We start from the raw sequence: 16,537 nt of genomic DNA, 5'->3' as shown, positions 1-16,537 counted from the left end.
AAGTGATAAAATATATTAAATTTTCAAAAAAAGGACTAAAAATGGATATTGTAACTCGTTTTATAAACTACATTAAAATAAATACTACAACAAACAGAAAAAATGGAAGTCTTGGTATAATGCCTTCAAATCCAAACGAAACAAAGCTTGCCAAACTACTTGAAAGTGAGCTAAAAGAACTAGGTCTAACAAATATAAAAAGAAGAGATAATGCCATCACAACTGCCGTACTTCCCTCAAATTCATCTAAAAAATTACCCAAAATAGCATTTTTTGCACATCTTGATACAAGTGCAGAGCAAACAAACGACACAAAAGCTCAAATCCACAAATTTAATGGTGGTGAAATTTGTCTAAATAAAGAACTCAATATCTATTTAAAAGATGAAAGTTTAAAAAACTACATAGGTGATGAAATTATAACAACTGATGGAACAAGCTTGCTTGGAGCTGATGATAAAGCTGCAATTGCTTCTATTATGAATGCGGTGAAGTATTTCGTTGATAATCCAAAAATAGAGCATGGTGATGTTACAGTATGTTTTGTGCCAGATGAAGAACAAGGATTACGTGGTGCAAAAGCCTTAGATATAAATGAAATTGATGCAGATTTTGGATATTGTTTGGACTGCTGCGAAATTGGAGAGCTTATCTATGAAAACTGGAACGCAGGAAATGCAGAAGTTACATTTAATGGGGTTTCAGCTCACCCTATGAATGCAAAAGGAAATTTAATAAACTCACTTTTACTAGCACATAAATTTATATCAATGCTTCCAAGTGGCGAAGCACCAGAATATACAGAAAATAAAGAGGGATATTTTTGGGTAAAAGAGTTAAGTGGAAATAGTGCTCAAACTATTTTAAAGCTTGATATTAGAGAATTCGATGAAAAAAAATACCATGAAAGAATGAAATTTTTAAATGAGCTTACAAATTCTTTAAAAAAACTTTGGGGTGATGAAAGAATTTCTATAGACTTAAGTCATAGATATAAAAATGTATTTAATTATCTAAAAAGCGAGGATGCAACTCCTATAAAACTTGCTAAAAAAGCGTTTAAAAATTTAAACATTACTCCAAAAATAAAACCGATGAGAGGTGGATATGATGGCTCAGTAATATCAGAAAAAGGAATTCCATGCCCTAACTTATTCACAGGAGCACATAATTTTCACTCAATTTATGAGTTTTTGCCAGTTAGTTCATTAAAAGCTTCGAGCAACACAGTAATTGAAATAATCAAACTCGCTGCTAATTTAGAAAAATAACTAAAAAATTTAAGGCTAAAATATTATTAAATTTAGCCTTAAAAAAACATCGCTTTAAATTTGCTAAATTCAAAGAGTAAAGCCTTAGAAAATCTAAGACTTTTTAAATTTTATAAGACGAAAAACGCTATCGCACAAACTGATAAAAACATTCCAAGAGCTGTTCTTTTAGCTATTTCTATAGGATTTACTCCAGCAAGTCCTGCACAAACTATGCAAGCTCCTGCTATTGGGGAAGCACTTCTTCCAAGAGCACCTGAAATAGCAGCTGCCATACCAAGCTTATCTTGTGCAAAACCTAAATCATTTGCATGTATTGTTACTGCTTGATTAAAAGCAAATGCTGCTGCATCGCCTGAGCCGGTTACAACACCCATTATAAATGGCACGAAAGTTCCACCAAATTTAACAAAACTTTGGTCATTTTTAAGCCAACTTATAACAAAATCAATTGCCCCACAAGCAGAAAGTCCTGCAACAAACACTCCTGCTGCTATGATAATACCGATAATATTTGCATACGCATTTCCCATTCCATTAAAAAATTCTTTTGTAATTTTTTCAGGATTTGTAAGAGTTACAATTATAGTTATAACAGCTCCTAAAATCATCGCTTCTGCAACACCCATTTTTGTCCAAGTTAAAAATGAAATTTTATTTAAACTAGTTCCTCCAATTATCAAAATAACAAGTGGAACAATTGGCATTAATGCATGAAGTGGATTTATTTTTTCACTATTTTCAGATGTGCTTTTGGAATTTGTTGCATCTAAAAGATAGTTTTTTCCTTTTGAGTAGTCCTTTAAGATTAGCGCCATAATAGAAATCATAATTAAAACTATAACTAAAGAAATAACAGCACTTTGAAACTGTACCTTTATAACATCTTGAACTGTATAAAGTGGATTTGTAGCTTTTACCATATCTGTTATAAATATATTGTGAGCTGAACCTGGACTTAAAACACCTCCAAAAGTTCCAGCAAAAACAGCTGCTCCAGCCATCGCTGGTCTAACACCTGAAGCCATTAAAAGTGGTATCAATGTCGCTCCAACGGCAGCTGAACATCCAGCAGCTGATGGAATAGCTATGTTTATAAGATAAGTTAAAAACATAGTAAATGGAATTAGCAAAAAGCCAATGTTTTTCATAGGAAGAGTCAAAGCATTAACGAGCTGCTTATCACATTTTGTATATTTCATAACAAATGCAAAACCCATTGAGGCACAAATTGCTTTTATAAGTCCTGCTTTTGTCATATACTCAGTAAATGCATCAAACGCATTCATAGGCTTTAAACAAAGTAAGCACAAAATTAGCCCAACGCCTATTAAAACGGTTTTAGTTTCTTTTTTCATAACCAAAAGCACAACAACAACGACAATGCCAAGAAGTGCTAAAATAAGCCTTAAGGTATCCATCATATTCCTTTAATTTGAAATTTTTGGAATTTTAGCAAATTTTAAATTTTATTTAAATAAATTTTTATATCTTTTAAGTGTAATAGTATTTTTAATATCTTAAATAAAAATACTTTTTTTTATAAACATAAATTTATATCACATCTATAATATTAAGATACTTTTTATATTTATATTTTTACTATTTTGATAAATTTGGCTTAAAGGGCTTATCCAAAAATATTTAAAATGCTAAACTACTGCTTAGCTTTATTAAATTTAATGTAAAATTTACTATATCTATCCAACAAAAAACTCTTTTGCCCTATCTTTGCTTTCAAAAGCTTTTACACTAAATTCATCACCACCAACTATCATCTTATAGTTTTTTGAAATATCTGCTTTTGAATAAGTTAATGCAAATCTTGCTGCTAAAATTTTATCATCCAAACAGGCGTTCTTACTTATTAAAACATACGCTCCAACTATCCCACTTGGCAAATTAATTTCTATAAATTTATCATTTCGTATATTTTTTAGTTTTAAATTATCATTTTCATCTTTGCCAATTATTAGCTTTGCTCCACCTTCTAGTCTTAAATGCCTTCCAAATTTTAAAATTTCACAATCATTTGGTGTATCAAGCCCTTCATGATTTAATGCATCAGTTAGTTTTTTACTATAATTATCAAGAGTTAGTAAGCATCCTCCAGCTGGACTTTCAAAATCATCAAAACCAAACTCTTTAGCTAAATTTAACTGAGTATGACGCCCACGACCGCTGATACTGAGAAGCTTTTCTCTATCAACCCAGCCATTTATTTCAGGTGCTGTTGGCTTTAAAAGCTTAGCACAAAGTGGTCTTAAAATAAGTAAATCTTCATCGCCTGATAAACTTAAAACTTGATTTAAAGCTTCTTTTCTTTGGCTCATCGGACGCTGCCCTAAAACTTCACCCGTGATTAAAAAGCTAGCATCTTGGCTTTTAAGCATACTTAAAGCAGTTTTAAACATATAAGCGTGACAGTCAATACAGGGATTAAAGTGCTTTCCATAGCCATATTTTGGATTTAAAAGTACATTTTGAAGATATTTATCTCTTATATCAACGATTTTAAAATCAGCTCCTGCCATATTAGCCCTTTTTTTTAAAAGCTCGCTTTTATCTTCCTTGCCGCCAAATCCTATATCCATATAAATTGCCGTTACTTTAATGCCTTGCAAGGTTATAAGTTTTATAGCAAGCATACTATCAAGTCCGCCACTAAAAAGTGCTAATGCTTTCATTTTACTCCTTTAAGCTTTATTATTCTTCTTTGTATTTGTTTGATTTCTTCTTGTTTATTTTCCAAATCACTATTTTTCAATTTTTTTAACATATTTTCATAAGTATTTATAATTAAAATTTTATAAGCTTCAGAAAGCTCATCAATGCTTTTAAACTCATCGATGCTTATATCAATGCTTATTTCCCTTAGCATTATCTCATCTTCTGGGGTTTTTTGAGTATGTAATAAGGCCTTAAATTCATCTTCATGAGTTTGAAATTTAGCATCTAAAAACATATCCTTGCACTTATTGAAAAACTCCTTATTCAAATAAAGGGTTTTTATAATCTGAAGCTCCAAATAGTCCTTTTTTTTCTCAAATTTAGCAAAATTTGGAATACTTTTTATACTATTTTTACCAGAATTTGAAAGCGAAAAACTATCTATTGATATTCCTAAAATCATACTTACCAAACTTTTATAGCTATCAGCAACTATTGGATTTAATGTTTTTGTAAAATTAACTATTTCGTCTAATGCAAGTTGTTTTTGAACTGGTCTTTGAAGCTCAAATTTATTTGCAATTTGACGGATTACAAACTCACCAGCTTCTGTTTTTAAGTTTAAAATTTTATCTAATTCTTTTAAATTTCCAGCTTGAACCAAATCTGCTGGATCAGCACCCTTTGGGATTACAACGACACTTGTATCAAAATCGTTTTGAAGTAGAAGTTTTGAACTTTTAAAAGCTGCATTTATACCAGCACTATCGCCGTCAAAACAAAGAGTTATTTTTGCATTACTTCTTCTTAAAAGTGGCAGATGTTTTGGAGTTAGAGCTGTTCCAAGTACGGCAACTGCATTTTTATGACCAGCTTTATGAAGCATTATGGTGTCCATATAACCCTCAGTTATAATTATCTCTTTTAGTTTGTAAATTTCATCTTTTGCCTTATCATAAGCATAAAAAATTTGAGATTTATCAAACACAGAACTTTGTGGGCTATTTACATATTTTGCTGGATGATTTGTGATAGTTCGTCCTCCAAAACCAACAATTTTTCCTGCATGATTATTTATAGTAAAAATTATCCTATCTATAAAACTTGCATATAAATTTCCACCCTCGCCTACTTTTACAATACCCAAATTTATAGTATCTTTTGGATCTATTTTTTCATTTGCAAGTAAATTTAGTGTATTTTGCGAATTTGGAGCATAACCTAGCTCAAATCTAGCAATCAACTCATCGTTAAAACCTCTACTATAAAGATAGTTTATAGCAGCTTTGTTTTGATATAAAAGACTTTGATAGTAAGCTTTTACAATGCTTAAAGCCTCTTTATCAAGCTTTTTAAAATTACTTTTTTCATCTGTATATTCAAGTGTAAAATTTTGCATGGAGGCTAGTTTTTCAACAGCTTCTGGGTAATTTAGTTTTTCATACTCTTTTATGAAATTTACAGCATTTCCCCCAGCCTTGCAAGAAAAACAGTGATATATATTAAGTTCTGGACTTACACTCATACTTGGATTTTTATCATCATGAAATGGGCAAATTCCTACGAAATTTCGCCCACTTCTTTTTAAATTTACATATCTTGAAACAACATCTACGATATCAGTTTGTTCAATAAGTCTTTGGATGCTTTCAGGTTTTATCATAAGCTAGATTATACAAAAACTTTGTTATAATTAGGCTAAATTTTTTTAAAGAGGTTTTTTGGAAAGTTTTTTTATAGATTACAGAGATCCTATTTTTGGACTTATTATCCTGATTGCGGTTGCTTTTGTAGTGGCATTTTCAAGTTATGTTTGGGCGATTTTTTCTAAAAAAGATGAAGAGACAAAACTTAAAAATTTCATTAGCAAATTTGAAGATTCAAGCTCACTTAGTCAAAAACATATTGATCTTTTAAAATCTATTAATCTTGATATTGATACTTTTAGTGCTTTAGGGCTTGTCTTTACTAAAACAGGAGATTTTTCAAGGGCTATAAATATCTATTTAATCGCACTCGAACAAGCAAAAACAAAGGCTCAAAAAAACTTTATTTTATTAAATTTAGCAAAAGCATACTTTGAGGCAGGATTTTTAAAAAAAGCTGAAAATGTCTTTTTGCAAATTTTAAAATTTAATCCAAGAAATGAAGAAGCTTTGCGTCTTTTAAGTGTAATTTATGAAAAACTAAAAATGTATAATGAAGAGCTTGATGCACTTGATGCTTTAAAAGAACAAGGTGTTGATGTGGATGAAAACTTAGCTCTTATAAAAGCTCAAATTATCGCAAACGACAATAGCCTTAAATTTGACAAAAAAATAAAAGAAATCTCAAAAATAGAATTTGATTTTACAAAGCGTTTTATACTTGAACTTTTTATTAAAACGAACGAACCACTTTCTAAAATCAAAAAATTTCCACCTTTAAAAAATGTAGTTGACATAATATGGTTTTTAAACGAACCTATAAATTTAAAAGATGATGAATATAAAGCTTTATTTTACGCCAAAGCTTTGAGTAATGAGTATAAACAAAGTTCATTTTTTGAGATAAATGCCATCTCAGCGATGCGAAACTCAGGCTTTTTTGACGCGGATTTAAGTTTTAAATTTATGTGCAGTAAGTGTAAAAACTCATTTCCATCATTTTTTTATAGATGCCCTGTTTGCTATACCTTAAACAGTATTCAAATTCTACCAAAAATTATAAGAAAAGATAATGAAGCAAATCTTACTTTTTAGTGATGGATCTTGCCTTGGAAATCCTGGAATTGGTGGCTGGGCATATATATTAAGGTATAAAAACCATGAAAAAAAAGAATTTGGAGCAAATGAGCTTACTACAAATAACCAAATGGAATTAACAGCAGTTTTAAAAGCTTTAAAATCACTAAAAGAGCCTTGCAAAATCGAGCTTTTTACTGATAGTAGCTATGTTGCAAACTCGATAAATTTATGGCTTGATGGCTGGGTTAAAAAAAATTTTAAAAATGTTAAAAATGTTGAGCTGTGGAAAGAGTATTTGTCTCTTTCAAAATCTCATCAAATAACGGCATTTTGGGTAAAAGCTCATGCTGGACATAAAGAAAATGAAGAGTGCGATGATATGGCAAGAAATGCAGCACTAAAACTAAAAGAACAACTAAAAAATGGATAAAAAATGCTAGAAAAATTACAAAAAAAATTAAATTATAACTTTCAAGATTTAGACCTTTTGCAAAGAGCCCTTACTCACAAAAGTTCAAATAAACCTTATAGCAATGAAAGATTAGAGTATTTAGGTGATGCGGTTATGGATCTTGTAGTTGCAAAATATCTTTTTGAAAAATTTAAAAATACGCCCGAGGGTGATTTATCAAAATTAAGAGCTGCTTTAGTAAATGAAACAAGCTTTGCAAAACTGGCAAAAGCTTTAAATTTAGGTGATTTCATTATAATTTCAAGTGCTGAAGAAAGAAATAATGGAAGAAATAAAAACTCGCTTTTATCTGATGCATTTGAAGCGCTCATAGGAGCTGTTTTTTTAGAAACAGGCTTTGAAAAAACAAGCAAAATTGCTTTAAATTTACTTGAAAAAGAGTATCATCATATAAGTCTTGAAGAGATTGTAAAAGACTATAAAACAAAGCTTCAAGAAATAACTCAAAGCATTTTAGGGTTAATTCCTACTTATATACTACTTGATTCAAAAGGACCAGATCACAAAAAAGAGTTTAAAATAGGTGTTTTTTTAGGAGATGAAAAATATGGCGAAGCAGTTGGAAAAAGTAAAAAAGATGCCGAACAAAAAGCTGCTAAAATAGCTATTGAAATTCTACATAAAAAAGGAAGAGCTTGAATACTTTTGGAGCAAAACTTAGACTTACAACTTTTGGAGAAAGCCATGGCATAGCAATTGGCGGCGTACTTGATGGTTTTCCTGCTGGAGTTAAGATAGATTTTGATTTTTTACAAAATGAACTTGATAAAAGAAAACCTGGCTCAAAATTTGCTACAAAAAGAAAAGAAAGTGATAAAGTAGAAGTTTTAAGCGGAGTTTTTGAAGGGCTTAGCACTGGAACTCCAATTGGTTTTATTATAAAAAACGAAGATCAAAAAAGCAAAGACTATGGAAATTTAAAAGATATTTTTAGACCAGGACATGCAGACTACACATATTTTCATAAATACGGCATAAGAGATTATAGAGGTGGTGGCAGAAGTAGCGCAAGAGAAAGTGCGATAAGAGTTGCTAGCGGGGCATTTTGTCAAATGCTTTTAAATGAGTTTAAAATAAGCGTTGAAAGTGGAGTTTTTAGCGTTGGAGGGATAAATTTTAACGCCGATTTTAACGAGGAGTTTAAAAAAGGAAATTTAGACTTTGAATTTGCTAAAACTTCGGAAATTTTCTCACTTTTTAAAGGTTTTGATGAAGAGTTTAAATCTGAAATATTAAAAGCCAAAAACTCTCATAATAGTGTTGGAGCCTCAGTTATAACTATCATAAAAAACTCACCTATAGGACTTGGGGAAGTTTTATATGATAAATTCGATGCAAGATTAGCAGCTGCCATGATGGGGATAAATGCTGTAAAAGCTGTTGAAATTGGAAATGGAATAAAATCAGCCAAAATTTATGGCGATGAAAACAATGATGAAATTTCAAAAAATGGTTTTTTAACAAATAATTCAGGTGGAATTTTGGGTGGCATTACAAACGGCAATGATATTTTAATAAAATCGTATTTTAAACCAACACCATCAATTTTTTTAGAACAAAATACTATAAATTTAAGTGGAGAAGATGAAATTTGTAAGCTCAAAGGAAGGCACGATCCTTGCGTTGGAACTAGAGGAAGTGTAGTTGCAACTGCTATGGCAAGGTTAGTTACGGCTGATATGTTACTATTAAACACAAGTTCAAATTTACAAAATCTTAAAAAAATTTATGGCTAAATCTAAATTTAACACAACTAAATCACTAAATAAATAAAAAATAAATAAATTTAAAATTTAATTTTATATTTTTAAATTTATTTAAGATATTTCATATAAAAATTAAGATAAAATTCCAAATATAGCTTTTTTATAAAAGATGCCTTCTATGAAAAAGCCGATCTCAAGCTAAGGAAAGAATATGAAAAAGATATTTTGCTTAATGTTTATTTCGATCTTAGTTGCTTTTGCAAAACCAACTGTCTACATACTTGCAACTGGTGGAACTATCGCCGGTGGAGCAGATAACGAGTTAAGTGGAGCTTACAAATCAGGTGCTATCGGTGTTGATAAATTAATTGCAGCAGTTCCTAAAATAAATGAAATTGCAAACATTAAAGGTGAACAAATTTCAAACATAGGCTCTCATCATATGAATAATGATGTTTGGCTAAAACTTGCTAAGCGTGTAAATGAAATTTTAAATGATGAAAACGCTGACGGGGTTATCATAACTCATGGAACTGATAGTATTGAGGAAAGCGCATATTTTTTAAATCTAGTGATTAAAAGCAATAAACCTGTTGTTTTTGTAGGTGCTATGAGAGCAGCAACTTCAATAAGTGCTGATGGTCCTTTGAACATTTACAATGCAGTCAGTGTTGCTACAAACAAAAAAAGTTTTGGTAAAGGTGTCTTGCTTGTAATGAATGATGAAATTCATAAAGCTCGTGAAGTTACCAAGTCAAACACCACAAATGTTGCTACTTTTACTTCACCAAATAGCGGTAAAATAGGCATTGTAAATTATGGAAAGATTGAATATTTTGATGATAAATTACACACTACGAATAGCGAATTTTCAACTGAAGATTTTAAAGAACTTCCAAAAGTTGATATTTTATATGCTCACACAACAGACAATGGTGATTTGGTTGATTTTTGTGTAGAAAATGGAGCAAAAGGCATAGTTATTGCTGGAATGGGCAGCGGAAGCCTTTATCCAAGCGTAGAAAAAGCTTTAGTAAATGCTATGAAAAAAGGTGTGGTTATCGTCAGATCAAGCAGAGTTGCGAGTGGATCTACAGATATGGGTCCAGGTGTTAATCTATATGACGAAAAATATGGTTTTATTGCAGCTGATACGCTTAATCCACAAAAAGCAAGAATTCTTTTAATGCTTGCACTAACTAAAACAAATGAAATAGAAAAAATAAGAGAAATCTTTAGAACATATTAAAGGAGATAAAATGGATCAAATTTCACAAAAAATAGTTAATTTAAAAGATGAGATTGTAAAAACAAGAAGATATTTTCACTCTCACCCAGAAACTGGTTGGTTTACATTTTTTACAACGGCAGTAATTGCTGATAAAATGGCTAAAATGGGCTTTGATGTAAAACTTGGAAGAGAAGTTGTAGATCCTGATGCAAGACAAGGTCTTGGTTCAAAAGAAGATTGCGAAAAATATCTAAAAAGAGCAAGAACTCTTTTAAATGAAGAGCAAGCTAAATATTTAGACAAAATGGAAGATGGACTAACTGGACTTGTTGCAGAAATCGATACCAAAAAACCAGGCAAACTTGTAGCATTTAGATTTGATATTGATGGTGTTGATGTAACTGAGTGTAAAGAAGAAACTCACCGTCCTTTCAAAGATGGCTTTAGAGCCGATATTGATGGTATAACTCACGCTTGTGGGCATGATGGACATATCACAATAGGACTTTTTACAGCAAAATTAATAAGTGAAAATTTAGATAAATTTCAAGGAAAATTTAGATTTATTTTCCAAACTGCAGAAGAGGGAACAAGAGGTGCTGTAGCAATGGAAAAAGCAGGAGTTGTAAAAGGTGTGGATTATTTGCTTGGCGGACACATCGGCTTTCAAGCAACTACAATGAAAGGTATAATTTGCAAAACTGACAAACTTCTTGCAACAACTAAATTTGATGTTATTTTAACTGGTAAATCAGCTCACGCAGCAGGAGCACCACAAGAGGGAAATAACGCACTTTTAGCGGCTGCTCAAATGGCACTTAACATGCATGGAATCACACGAAATGCAAAAGGTGTCACTCGCATAAATGTAGGTGTTTTAAAAGCTGGAGAAGGAAGAAACGTAATTGCACCAAATGCCTATCTTGCATGCGAAACAAGAGGTGAAACAACAGAGCTTAATGAGTTTATGAAAAACGAATGCGATAAAATAATTAAAGGTGTTAGTGAAATTTATGGCGTAAAATACGAAGTAAAAGTCACAGGCGGAACAAGTGGTGGAGATAGTGATTATGAAGTTGCACAAATTTATGAAAACGCAGCTAAACAAAGTCCATTTATCGATAATGATAAAATAGAAAATGAGCTTAGCTTTGGAGCGTGTGAAGATTTTGCTCATTTTATGCACGCAGTTCAAAATCAAGGTGGAAAAAGCTCATATTTAATGATAGGAACAACATTAAAAGCAGGTCACCATAATGCTAAATTTGACTTTGATGAAGACTCACTTTTAGCTGGAATTGATGTTTTTGTAAGAAGCGCATATGCAATAAATAAAAACGAAAATAAATAAGGATTAAAAAAATGAAAGCTTTACTTTTAAGCGCATCAGGCTATAAAGATACAGGATATTTAAACCATTCAAAAGGTTGGATAAAAGAGTTTTTAGGCAAAGATTGGGATGAGGAAATTTTATTTATCCCATTTGCAGGAGTTACTCGAACAAATGATGAATATGAAAAAAGAGTTAGGGATGCATTAGAAAATCAAAACATAAAAAGCATTCACCGCTACAGCGATATGAAAAAAGCTATAAAAAATGCAAAGTCAATCTGCGTTGGTGGTGGAAATACATTTATGTTAATGGCAAAAATTTATGAATTTGACCTATTGGAAGAAATTCAAAATGCAGTAAAAAATGGAACAAAATATTTTGGTTGGAGTGCAGGAGCAAATATAGCTGGAAAAACTATGATGACAACAAATGATATGCCTATCATTATGCCAAAAAGCTTTAAAACATTAAATTTATTCCCATATCAAATAAATCCTCACTTTATAAGCGGCCAGATAAAAGGACATAATGGCGAAAGTAGAGAAACTAGGCTAAATGAGTTTTTAATAGCAAACCAAAACGAGATAATTTATGCTCTACCTGAGGGAACTGGTTTTTTAATAAATGGCAATGAGGCCGAACTTATAGGTCATTGCGACGCACTAAAATTTGAATACAAAAAAGATGTTGCCACTGTAAAACTTGGTGAAAAGATAAAAATTTAAGGATATTTTATGGAAGATTTAAGATTGATTCTCGCAATTGTTGGAATAATTGCAGTTATTGTTTTGCTGATTAAGAAAGTAGAAACTAGAACTGCGTTAATTGGTGTTGGACTTATTTTATGTGTGCTTTGTTTTAAACCAATGGATGCATTTACCGCATTTACCGCATCTATGACAAAAGCTGGACTTATAAAAGCAATTTGTGCTTCAATGGGTTTTGCTTTTGTTATGAAATTCACAAAATGCGATCAACATCTTGTAAATGCCCTTACAAAACCTCTTGGAAATATCGGTTTTTTCCTTATTCCTATGGTTACACTTTTAACATATATGATAAATATAGCAATTCCATCAGCTGCTGGATGTTCGGCCGCTGTTGGAGCGACATTAATACCACTTTTAATGGCTTCAGGAGTTAGACCTGCGATGGCTGGAGCTGCTGTTTTTGCTGGAGTTTTTGGCTCGGTTTTGAGTCCTGGAAATGCCCACAATATCTTTGTTACAGAAATGGTTGTAAAAAGTGGTAACGCAGGATACACAGTTCAAGATGTTATAAAGGTTCAAATGCCAAGTGCGTTTGTAGCATTAGGAATAGTTTTGGTATGTATAACACTAATGGCATTTGTTTTTAAAGACTATTCAAAAGGTAAAAACTATCTTATAGAAACTGGAATTGAAGAAAAAAATACAAAAGATTTAAAAGTAAATTATTTATACGCTTTAATGCCTCTTGTTCCGCTTATAATTTTAATAATTGGAGGAACTAGCTTAAACAAAGTTCCATTTTTAGCTTGGACAAAAATGGGAGTCGCAGAAGCGATGCTTATAGGTGGGGTTTTATCAATTTTTGTAACCATGACAAATCCTCAAACTATCGTAAAAGAATTTTTCAATGGAATGGGAAGTGCTTATGCAAATGTTATAGGTATTATCATTGCAGCTGGAGTTTTTGTCGCAGGACTTACAGCTTGTGGGGCAATTGATTTTATAATCGAACTTTTAAAAAGCGAACAAAATTATGTAAAATTTGGTGGAACCTTTATACCTTACCTTATGGGAATCATAACAGGTTCTGGTGATGCGGCAACTTTTGCATTTAATGAAGCAATTACCTCTCAAGCAATTCAGCTTGGTTTTGAGCAAGACAAACTTGGTATGGCAGCATCAATTGCAGGAGCACTTGGTAGAGGAAGTTCACCAATTGCAGGAGCTTGCATAGTTTGTGCGGGTTTAGCTCTAGCAAATCCAGTTGAACTTGCTAAAAGAACTGCTCTTGGAATGTTTATATCAATAGTTGTAATTGCATTTTTCATTTTATAGTTGAACTATTTGTTAATTATTTAATGATAAAATCTATTAAATTAAAAAATAAGGAGAAAAAATGAAAAAAATTATTTTAGCAAGCCTTGTGGCTTCAACCATGCTTTTTGCAAATGAGCTTAATCATGATAGCGATGCAAATATGATAAATGAGTTTAATCCAAAAAGTGTTGAGCACATTGTTGTTGAGATGAATATGCTTGGTGAAAAAGCAGATAAAAAAGTTGGTGAAGTTGTAGCTATAAATACAAACTACGGAGTTGCTCTATTTCCAAATATGAGTGGCTTAGGCGAAGGTGGAATGCACGGATTTCACATTCATGTAAATGCTGATTGCGGTGCAACAGATAAAGGTCTTGGTATGAAAGCTGGCGGCCACTGGGATCCAAATGATACAAAAAAACACTCATTTACATGGGATGACAGCGGTCATAAGGGTGATTTACCAGCTCTTTATGTTGATAAAAATGGAGTTGCAAACTATCCTGTTTTAGCTCCAAAAATCAAAAACATAGATGAACTTAAAGGTCATTCTATAATGGTTCATGTAGGTGGAGATAACCATAGCGATAACCCTGCTAAACTTGGCGGTGGCGGCGCAAGAATGATTTGTGGTGTTATTAAATAACTTATAAATTGCAAGCATAAAGCATCATAGTGCTTTATGCTTTTTGTTACTAAATGTTATACTTATATAAAAAAACTTTTAAAACTTCTTCAATTTATTGTATTTTAGGCTTTTATCTATTAAAATGTAACATTAAATACAATTAAAAGGCTTATTGATGAAAAAACTTATAGACAGATTAATCTCCTCAGAAAGCGGAGCTGGGATGCTACTACTATTTGCGGCATTTTTAGCGCTTGTTTTTGCAAATATCCCAGGTCTTGATAAACTTTATAATTGGTTTGTTCATTTTACCCCTTTTACAATACCATCTTTTAACATCTTAGGAAGTATGCACTTTTGGATAAATGATGCTTTGATGGCTTTATTTTTCTTTGCAATTGGGCTTGAACTAAAAAGAGAGATGTTAGAAGGACAACTAAAACATTTTTCTCAAGTTTTACTTCCTGTTTTTGCAGCTCTTGGTGGAGTTATAGTTCCTGCATTAGTATTTGTTATAATAAATTTAAATGCACAAAATCATGCTATCCATGGTTGGGCTATACCAACAGCAACTGATATTGCCTTTGCGGTTGGAGTTTTAGCACTTCTTGGAAGAAGAATTCCATCAAGCCTTAAAATATTTGTTTTAACTCTAGCCATAATGGATGACTTGTGCGCTATTGTTATAATTGCACTTTTTTATACAGGGGATTTAAGCTTTTTATACCTTTTACTTTCTTTTGTGCTAGTTGGAGTTTTAATTTTTATAAATAGAATTGGAGTTAGCAGCAAAACACCGTATGTAGTTCTTTCACTAATCCTTTGGTTTTTTGTCTTAAACTCAGGCATTCACGCAAGTATTGCAGGCGTTGTAGCAGCATTTACCATACCTCTTTATACAAAAAAAGGTAACTCAATGTCAAAAGAAATGGAGCAAATCTTAGGACTACCAGTAAATTACATAATACTTCCTCTTTTTGCTTTTGTAAATGCTGGAGTTAGCATGCACGGACTTGATGCAAGTCATATTTTTGGAACAGTTCCTATGGGAATTTTCCTAGGACTTTTTGTAGGAAAACAGATAGGAATATTTTTATTTAGTTTTATTATTATAAAAGCAGGCTTTGCCTATATGCCTGAAAAAGCAAACTGGAAACAACTCTATGCTATAGCCATAATTTGTGGTATTGGCTTTACAATGAGCTTATTTGTTGATGGACTAGCATACGGAGAAAATTCAATTCTTCTTTACCACGGAACTGACAAGTTGGCTATTTTATGTGGCTCTTTAGTCTCAGGTGTAGTTGGATATTTTGCTGCCAAAATAGTTGGCAACAACCCAGACGGAAGTCCAAAAAAAGCAAAAAATTAAATTTGAGTGTTATCAGTACACTCAAATTTTAACTATTTTTTTTAGTTAAAATAAGCAAAGATAGATTTTAAAGTTCAAATTTATAATAACTTGATATAATCTTGGCTTAAAATTTATGGTCTCGTAGCTCAGTTGGTAGAGCACCACCTTGACATGGTGGTGGTCGTTGGTTCAAGTCCAATCGAGGCCACCACTACCTATCCTTAATTATCCATATTGTTTTAATTTAAAGAAAAAAATTTAAAGCTAAAAAATTAGCTGCAAATTAAAAGCGCCAAGCATAAAATAATGAACTTATAAGGAAACTTATTTATAAAAAATGTGATGCTTTTTGAAATTTTAAAATATGATATCTACATTTTAGTGATTTTAAAGCATCCTTGGAAAGAAAAATATTAAAATTTTCATTACTACAATAACCAAGCAAGGTACCAAAAGGTACCTTGAAAAATTTTATTTTATCTCCAAACAACAACTTCATCTAAACTTTGTCTAATTTTTGGAGTACTTTTTTCATCGCTTAAACCTAAAGCTACAACAATACAAGGCCTAAGCTCATTTGGTAAATTTAAAAATTTAGTTAATTTTTCTTTGTCAAATCCGCCTATTATGCAACTTTTAACTCTTTTTGAATAAGCAATATTTACCAAATTTGCCAAAGCCATATAGCACTGAAGTGATGCATAATTAAAAAGTTCATCCTTAGTCATTAAATCAGTTTTTGATGAAACCATTTTTAAAAATTTAATTGCCTTATCCTCGCCTTTATTTTTGCTATAAACAATGTGTTTTAAATACTCATCTTTGCTTTGCAAATCAGTCCTAGCAGTTATGACAACTACATGGGAGCAACTTGATACTTGTGGCTGGTTAAGACAAATTTCACCCATTTTTTTAATATCATCATCTTTTGATATAACTACAAATTTCCACGGCTCAAGTGCCAAAGAGCTTGGAGTTAGACGAGTAAGGTCTAAAATTTCATTTATAACTCCATCTTTTATCTTTTCATCTTTAAAATTTCTGCATGAATATCTATTTTGCATAATATTTTCTATATATTCCATATTTTCTCCTTTTTACGAATTTTACTATTTTCAT

General features: G+C 31.6%; 15 protein-coding genes and 1 tRNA gene. 12 read left to right on the top strand and 4 right to left on the bottom strand.

Features of this window, described 5'->3' with window-relative positions:
* Window positions 1-41: 41 nt before the first annotated feature.
* Window positions 42-1,271 carry a peptidase T gene (pepT, locus tag HMPREF9309_RS03075; RefSeq protein ID WP_016646467.1) on the top strand — a complete coding sequence of 410 codons (1,230 nt, stop codon included), beginning with the start codon at window positions 42-44 and terminating at the stop codon, window positions 1,269-1,271.
* A 110-nt stretch (window positions 1,272-1,381) separates the two neighbouring features.
* Here pepT and dcuC (HMPREF9309_RS03070) read toward each other — a convergent pair whose 3' ends face one another.
* From dcuC (HMPREF9309_RS03070) to dnaG, 3 genes are all read right to left on the bottom strand, one after another.
* A complete protein-coding gene (dcuC, locus tag HMPREF9309_RS03070; protein ID WP_016646466.1) occupies window positions 1,382-2,692 on the bottom strand; it encodes a C4-dicarboxylate transporter DcuC in 1,311 nt (436 codons plus the stop codon).
* Between the two features lie 279 nt (window positions 2,693-2,971).
* Window positions 2,972-3,958 (bottom strand): argininosuccinate synthase domain-containing protein, encoded by a 987-nt coding sequence (locus tag HMPREF9309_RS03065; RefSeq protein WP_016646465.1) that lies wholly within the window; start codon window positions 3,956-3,958, stop codon window positions 2,972-2,974.
* Window positions 3,955-5,604: a DNA primase gene (gene dnaG, locus HMPREF9309_RS03060; RefSeq protein ID WP_016646464.1), complete on the bottom strand. Its 1,650-nt coding sequence runs from the start codon at window positions 5,602-5,604 to the stop codon at window positions 3,955-3,957. The genes HMPREF9309_RS03065 and dnaG overlap by 4 nt, the downstream gene beginning before the upstream one ends.
* Before the next feature lie 58 nt (window positions 5,605-5,662).
* Here dnaG and HMPREF9309_RS03055 point away from each other — a divergent pair, with 58 nt between their 5' ends.
* From HMPREF9309_RS03055 to HMPREF9309_RS03005, 11 genes are all read left to right on the top strand, one after another.
* A complete protein-coding gene (locus HMPREF9309_RS03055; protein ID WP_016646463.1) occupies window positions 5,663-6,682 on the top strand; it encodes a tetratricopeptide repeat protein in 1,020 nt (339 codons plus the stop codon).
* Entirely contained in the window at window positions 6,660-7,097 is a 438-nt protein-coding gene (rnhA, locus tag HMPREF9309_RS03050; protein ID WP_016646462.1) for a ribonuclease HI, read from the top strand. The genes HMPREF9309_RS03055 and rnhA overlap by 23 nt, the downstream gene beginning before the upstream one ends.
* A gap of 3 nt (window positions 7,098-7,100) precedes the next feature.
* A complete protein-coding gene (rnc, locus tag HMPREF9309_RS03045) occupies window positions 7,101-7,778 on the top strand; it encodes a ribonuclease III (protein ID WP_016646461.1) in 678 nt (225 codons plus the stop codon).
* Window positions 7,775-8,875, top strand: a complete 1,101-nt coding sequence (aroC, locus tag HMPREF9309_RS03040) for a chorismate synthase (RefSeq protein ID WP_016646460.1) — start codon at window positions 7,775-7,777, stop codon at window positions 8,873-8,875. The genes rnc and aroC overlap by 4 nt, the downstream gene beginning before the upstream one ends.
* 181 nt (window positions 8,876-9,056) lie before the next feature.
* A complete protein-coding gene (locus HMPREF9309_RS03035) occupies window positions 9,057-10,094 on the top strand; it encodes a type II asparaginase (protein WP_016646459.1) in 1,038 nt (345 codons plus the stop codon).
* Window positions 10,095-10,104: 10 nt separating this feature from the next.
* Window positions 10,105-11,427, top strand: coding sequence for an amidohydrolase (locus HMPREF9309_RS03030; protein WP_016646458.1), 1,323 nt, complete (start codon window positions 10,105-10,107; stop codon window positions 11,425-11,427).
* Between the two features lie 11 nt (window positions 11,428-11,438).
* On the top strand, window positions 11,439-12,134 hold the full coding sequence (pepE, locus tag HMPREF9309_RS03025) for a dipeptidase PepE (RefSeq protein ID WP_016646457.1): 696 nt from the start codon (window positions 11,439-11,441) through the stop codon (window positions 12,132-12,134).
* A gap of 9 nt (window positions 12,135-12,143) precedes the next feature.
* A complete protein-coding gene (gene dcuC / locus HMPREF9309_RS03020; RefSeq protein ID WP_016646456.1) occupies window positions 12,144-13,454 on the top strand; it encodes a C4-dicarboxylate transporter DcuC in 1,311 nt (436 codons plus the stop codon).
* 61 nt (window positions 13,455-13,515) lie between these two features.
* Complete coding sequence (locus HMPREF9309_RS03015) at window positions 13,516-14,082, top strand: superoxide dismutase family protein (protein ID WP_016646455.1); 567 nt, start codon at window positions 13,516-13,518, stop codon at window positions 14,080-14,082.
* Between the two features lie 157 nt (window positions 14,083-14,239).
* Window positions 14,240-15,436 carry a Na+/H+ antiporter NhaA gene (nhaA, locus tag HMPREF9309_RS03010; RefSeq protein ID WP_016646454.1) on the top strand — a complete coding sequence of 399 codons (1,197 nt, stop codon included), beginning with the start codon at window positions 14,240-14,242 and terminating at the stop codon, window positions 15,434-15,436.
* A gap of 117 nt (window positions 15,437-15,553) precedes the next feature.
* Window positions 15,554-15,629 (top strand) — tRNA-Val (locus tag HMPREF9309_RS03005).
* Window positions 15,630-15,894: 265 nt separating this feature from the next.
* On the opposite strand, the gene HMPREF9309_RS03000 is transcribed toward HMPREF9309_RS03005, so the two are convergent.
* The gene (locus HMPREF9309_RS03000) at window positions 15,895-16,503 is read right to left on the bottom strand and encodes a nitroreductase family protein (RefSeq protein WP_016646453.1); all 609 of its coding nucleotides are present in this window, start codon (window positions 16,501-16,503) and stop codon (window positions 15,895-15,897) included.
* Between the last annotated feature and the right edge of the window lie 34 nt (window positions 16,504-16,537).

The organism is Campylobacter ureolyticus ACS-301-V-Sch3b, from assembly GCF_000413435.1.
GTDB classification, from domain to species: Bacteria; Campylobacterota; Campylobacteria; order Campylobacterales; family Campylobacteraceae; genus Campylobacter_B; species Campylobacter_B ureolyticus_A.
The sequence above is the reverse complement of the archived record's forward strand: the minus strand, read 5'-3'. Positions and strand labels throughout refer to the sequence as shown.

Coding starts and splice junctions, on each gene's coding strand:
- HMPREF9309_RS03015 (WP_016646455.1), top strand. CDS start 13,516: ATGAAAAAAATTATTTTAGCAAGCCTTGTGGCTTCAACCATGCTTTTT.
- HMPREF9309_RS03000 (WP_016646453.1), bottom strand. CDS start 16,503: ATGGAATATATAGAAAATATTATGCAAAATAGATATTCATGCAGAAAT.
- HMPREF9309_RS03030 (WP_016646458.1), top strand. CDS start 10,105: ATGGATCAAATTTCACAAAAAATAGTTAATTTAAAAGATGAGATTGTA.
- pepT (WP_016646467.1), top strand. CDS start 42: ATGGATATTGTAACTCGTTTTATAAACTACATTAAAATAAATACTACA.
- HMPREF9309_RS03035 (WP_016646459.1), top strand. CDS start 9,057: ATGAAAAAGATATTTTGCTTAATGTTTATTTCGATCTTAGTTGCTTTT.
- pepE (WP_016646457.1), top strand. CDS start 11,439: ATGAAAGCTTTACTTTTAAGCGCATCAGGCTATAAAGATACAGGATAT.
- dcuC (WP_016646466.1), bottom strand. CDS start 2,692: ATGGATACCTTAAGGCTTATTTTAGCACTTCTTGGCATTGTCGTTGTT.
- nhaA (WP_016646454.1), top strand. CDS start 14,240: ATGAAAAAACTTATAGACAGATTAATCTCCTCAGAAAGCGGAGCTGGG.
- rnhA (WP_016646462.1), top strand. CDS start 6,660: ATGAAGCAAATCTTACTTTTTAGTGATGGATCTTGCCTTGGAAATCCT.
- dnaG (WP_016646464.1), bottom strand. CDS start 5,604: ATGATAAAACCTGAAAGCATCCAAAGACTTATTGAACAAACTGATATC.
- rnc (WP_016646461.1), top strand. CDS start 7,101: ATGCTAGAAAAATTACAAAAAAAATTAAATTATAACTTTCAAGATTTA.
- HMPREF9309_RS03065 (WP_016646465.1), bottom strand. CDS start 3,958: ATGAAAGCATTAGCACTTTTTAGTGGCGGACTTGATAGTATGCTTGCT.
- dcuC (WP_016646456.1), top strand. CDS start 12,144: ATGGAAGATTTAAGATTGATTCTCGCAATTGTTGGAATAATTGCAGTT.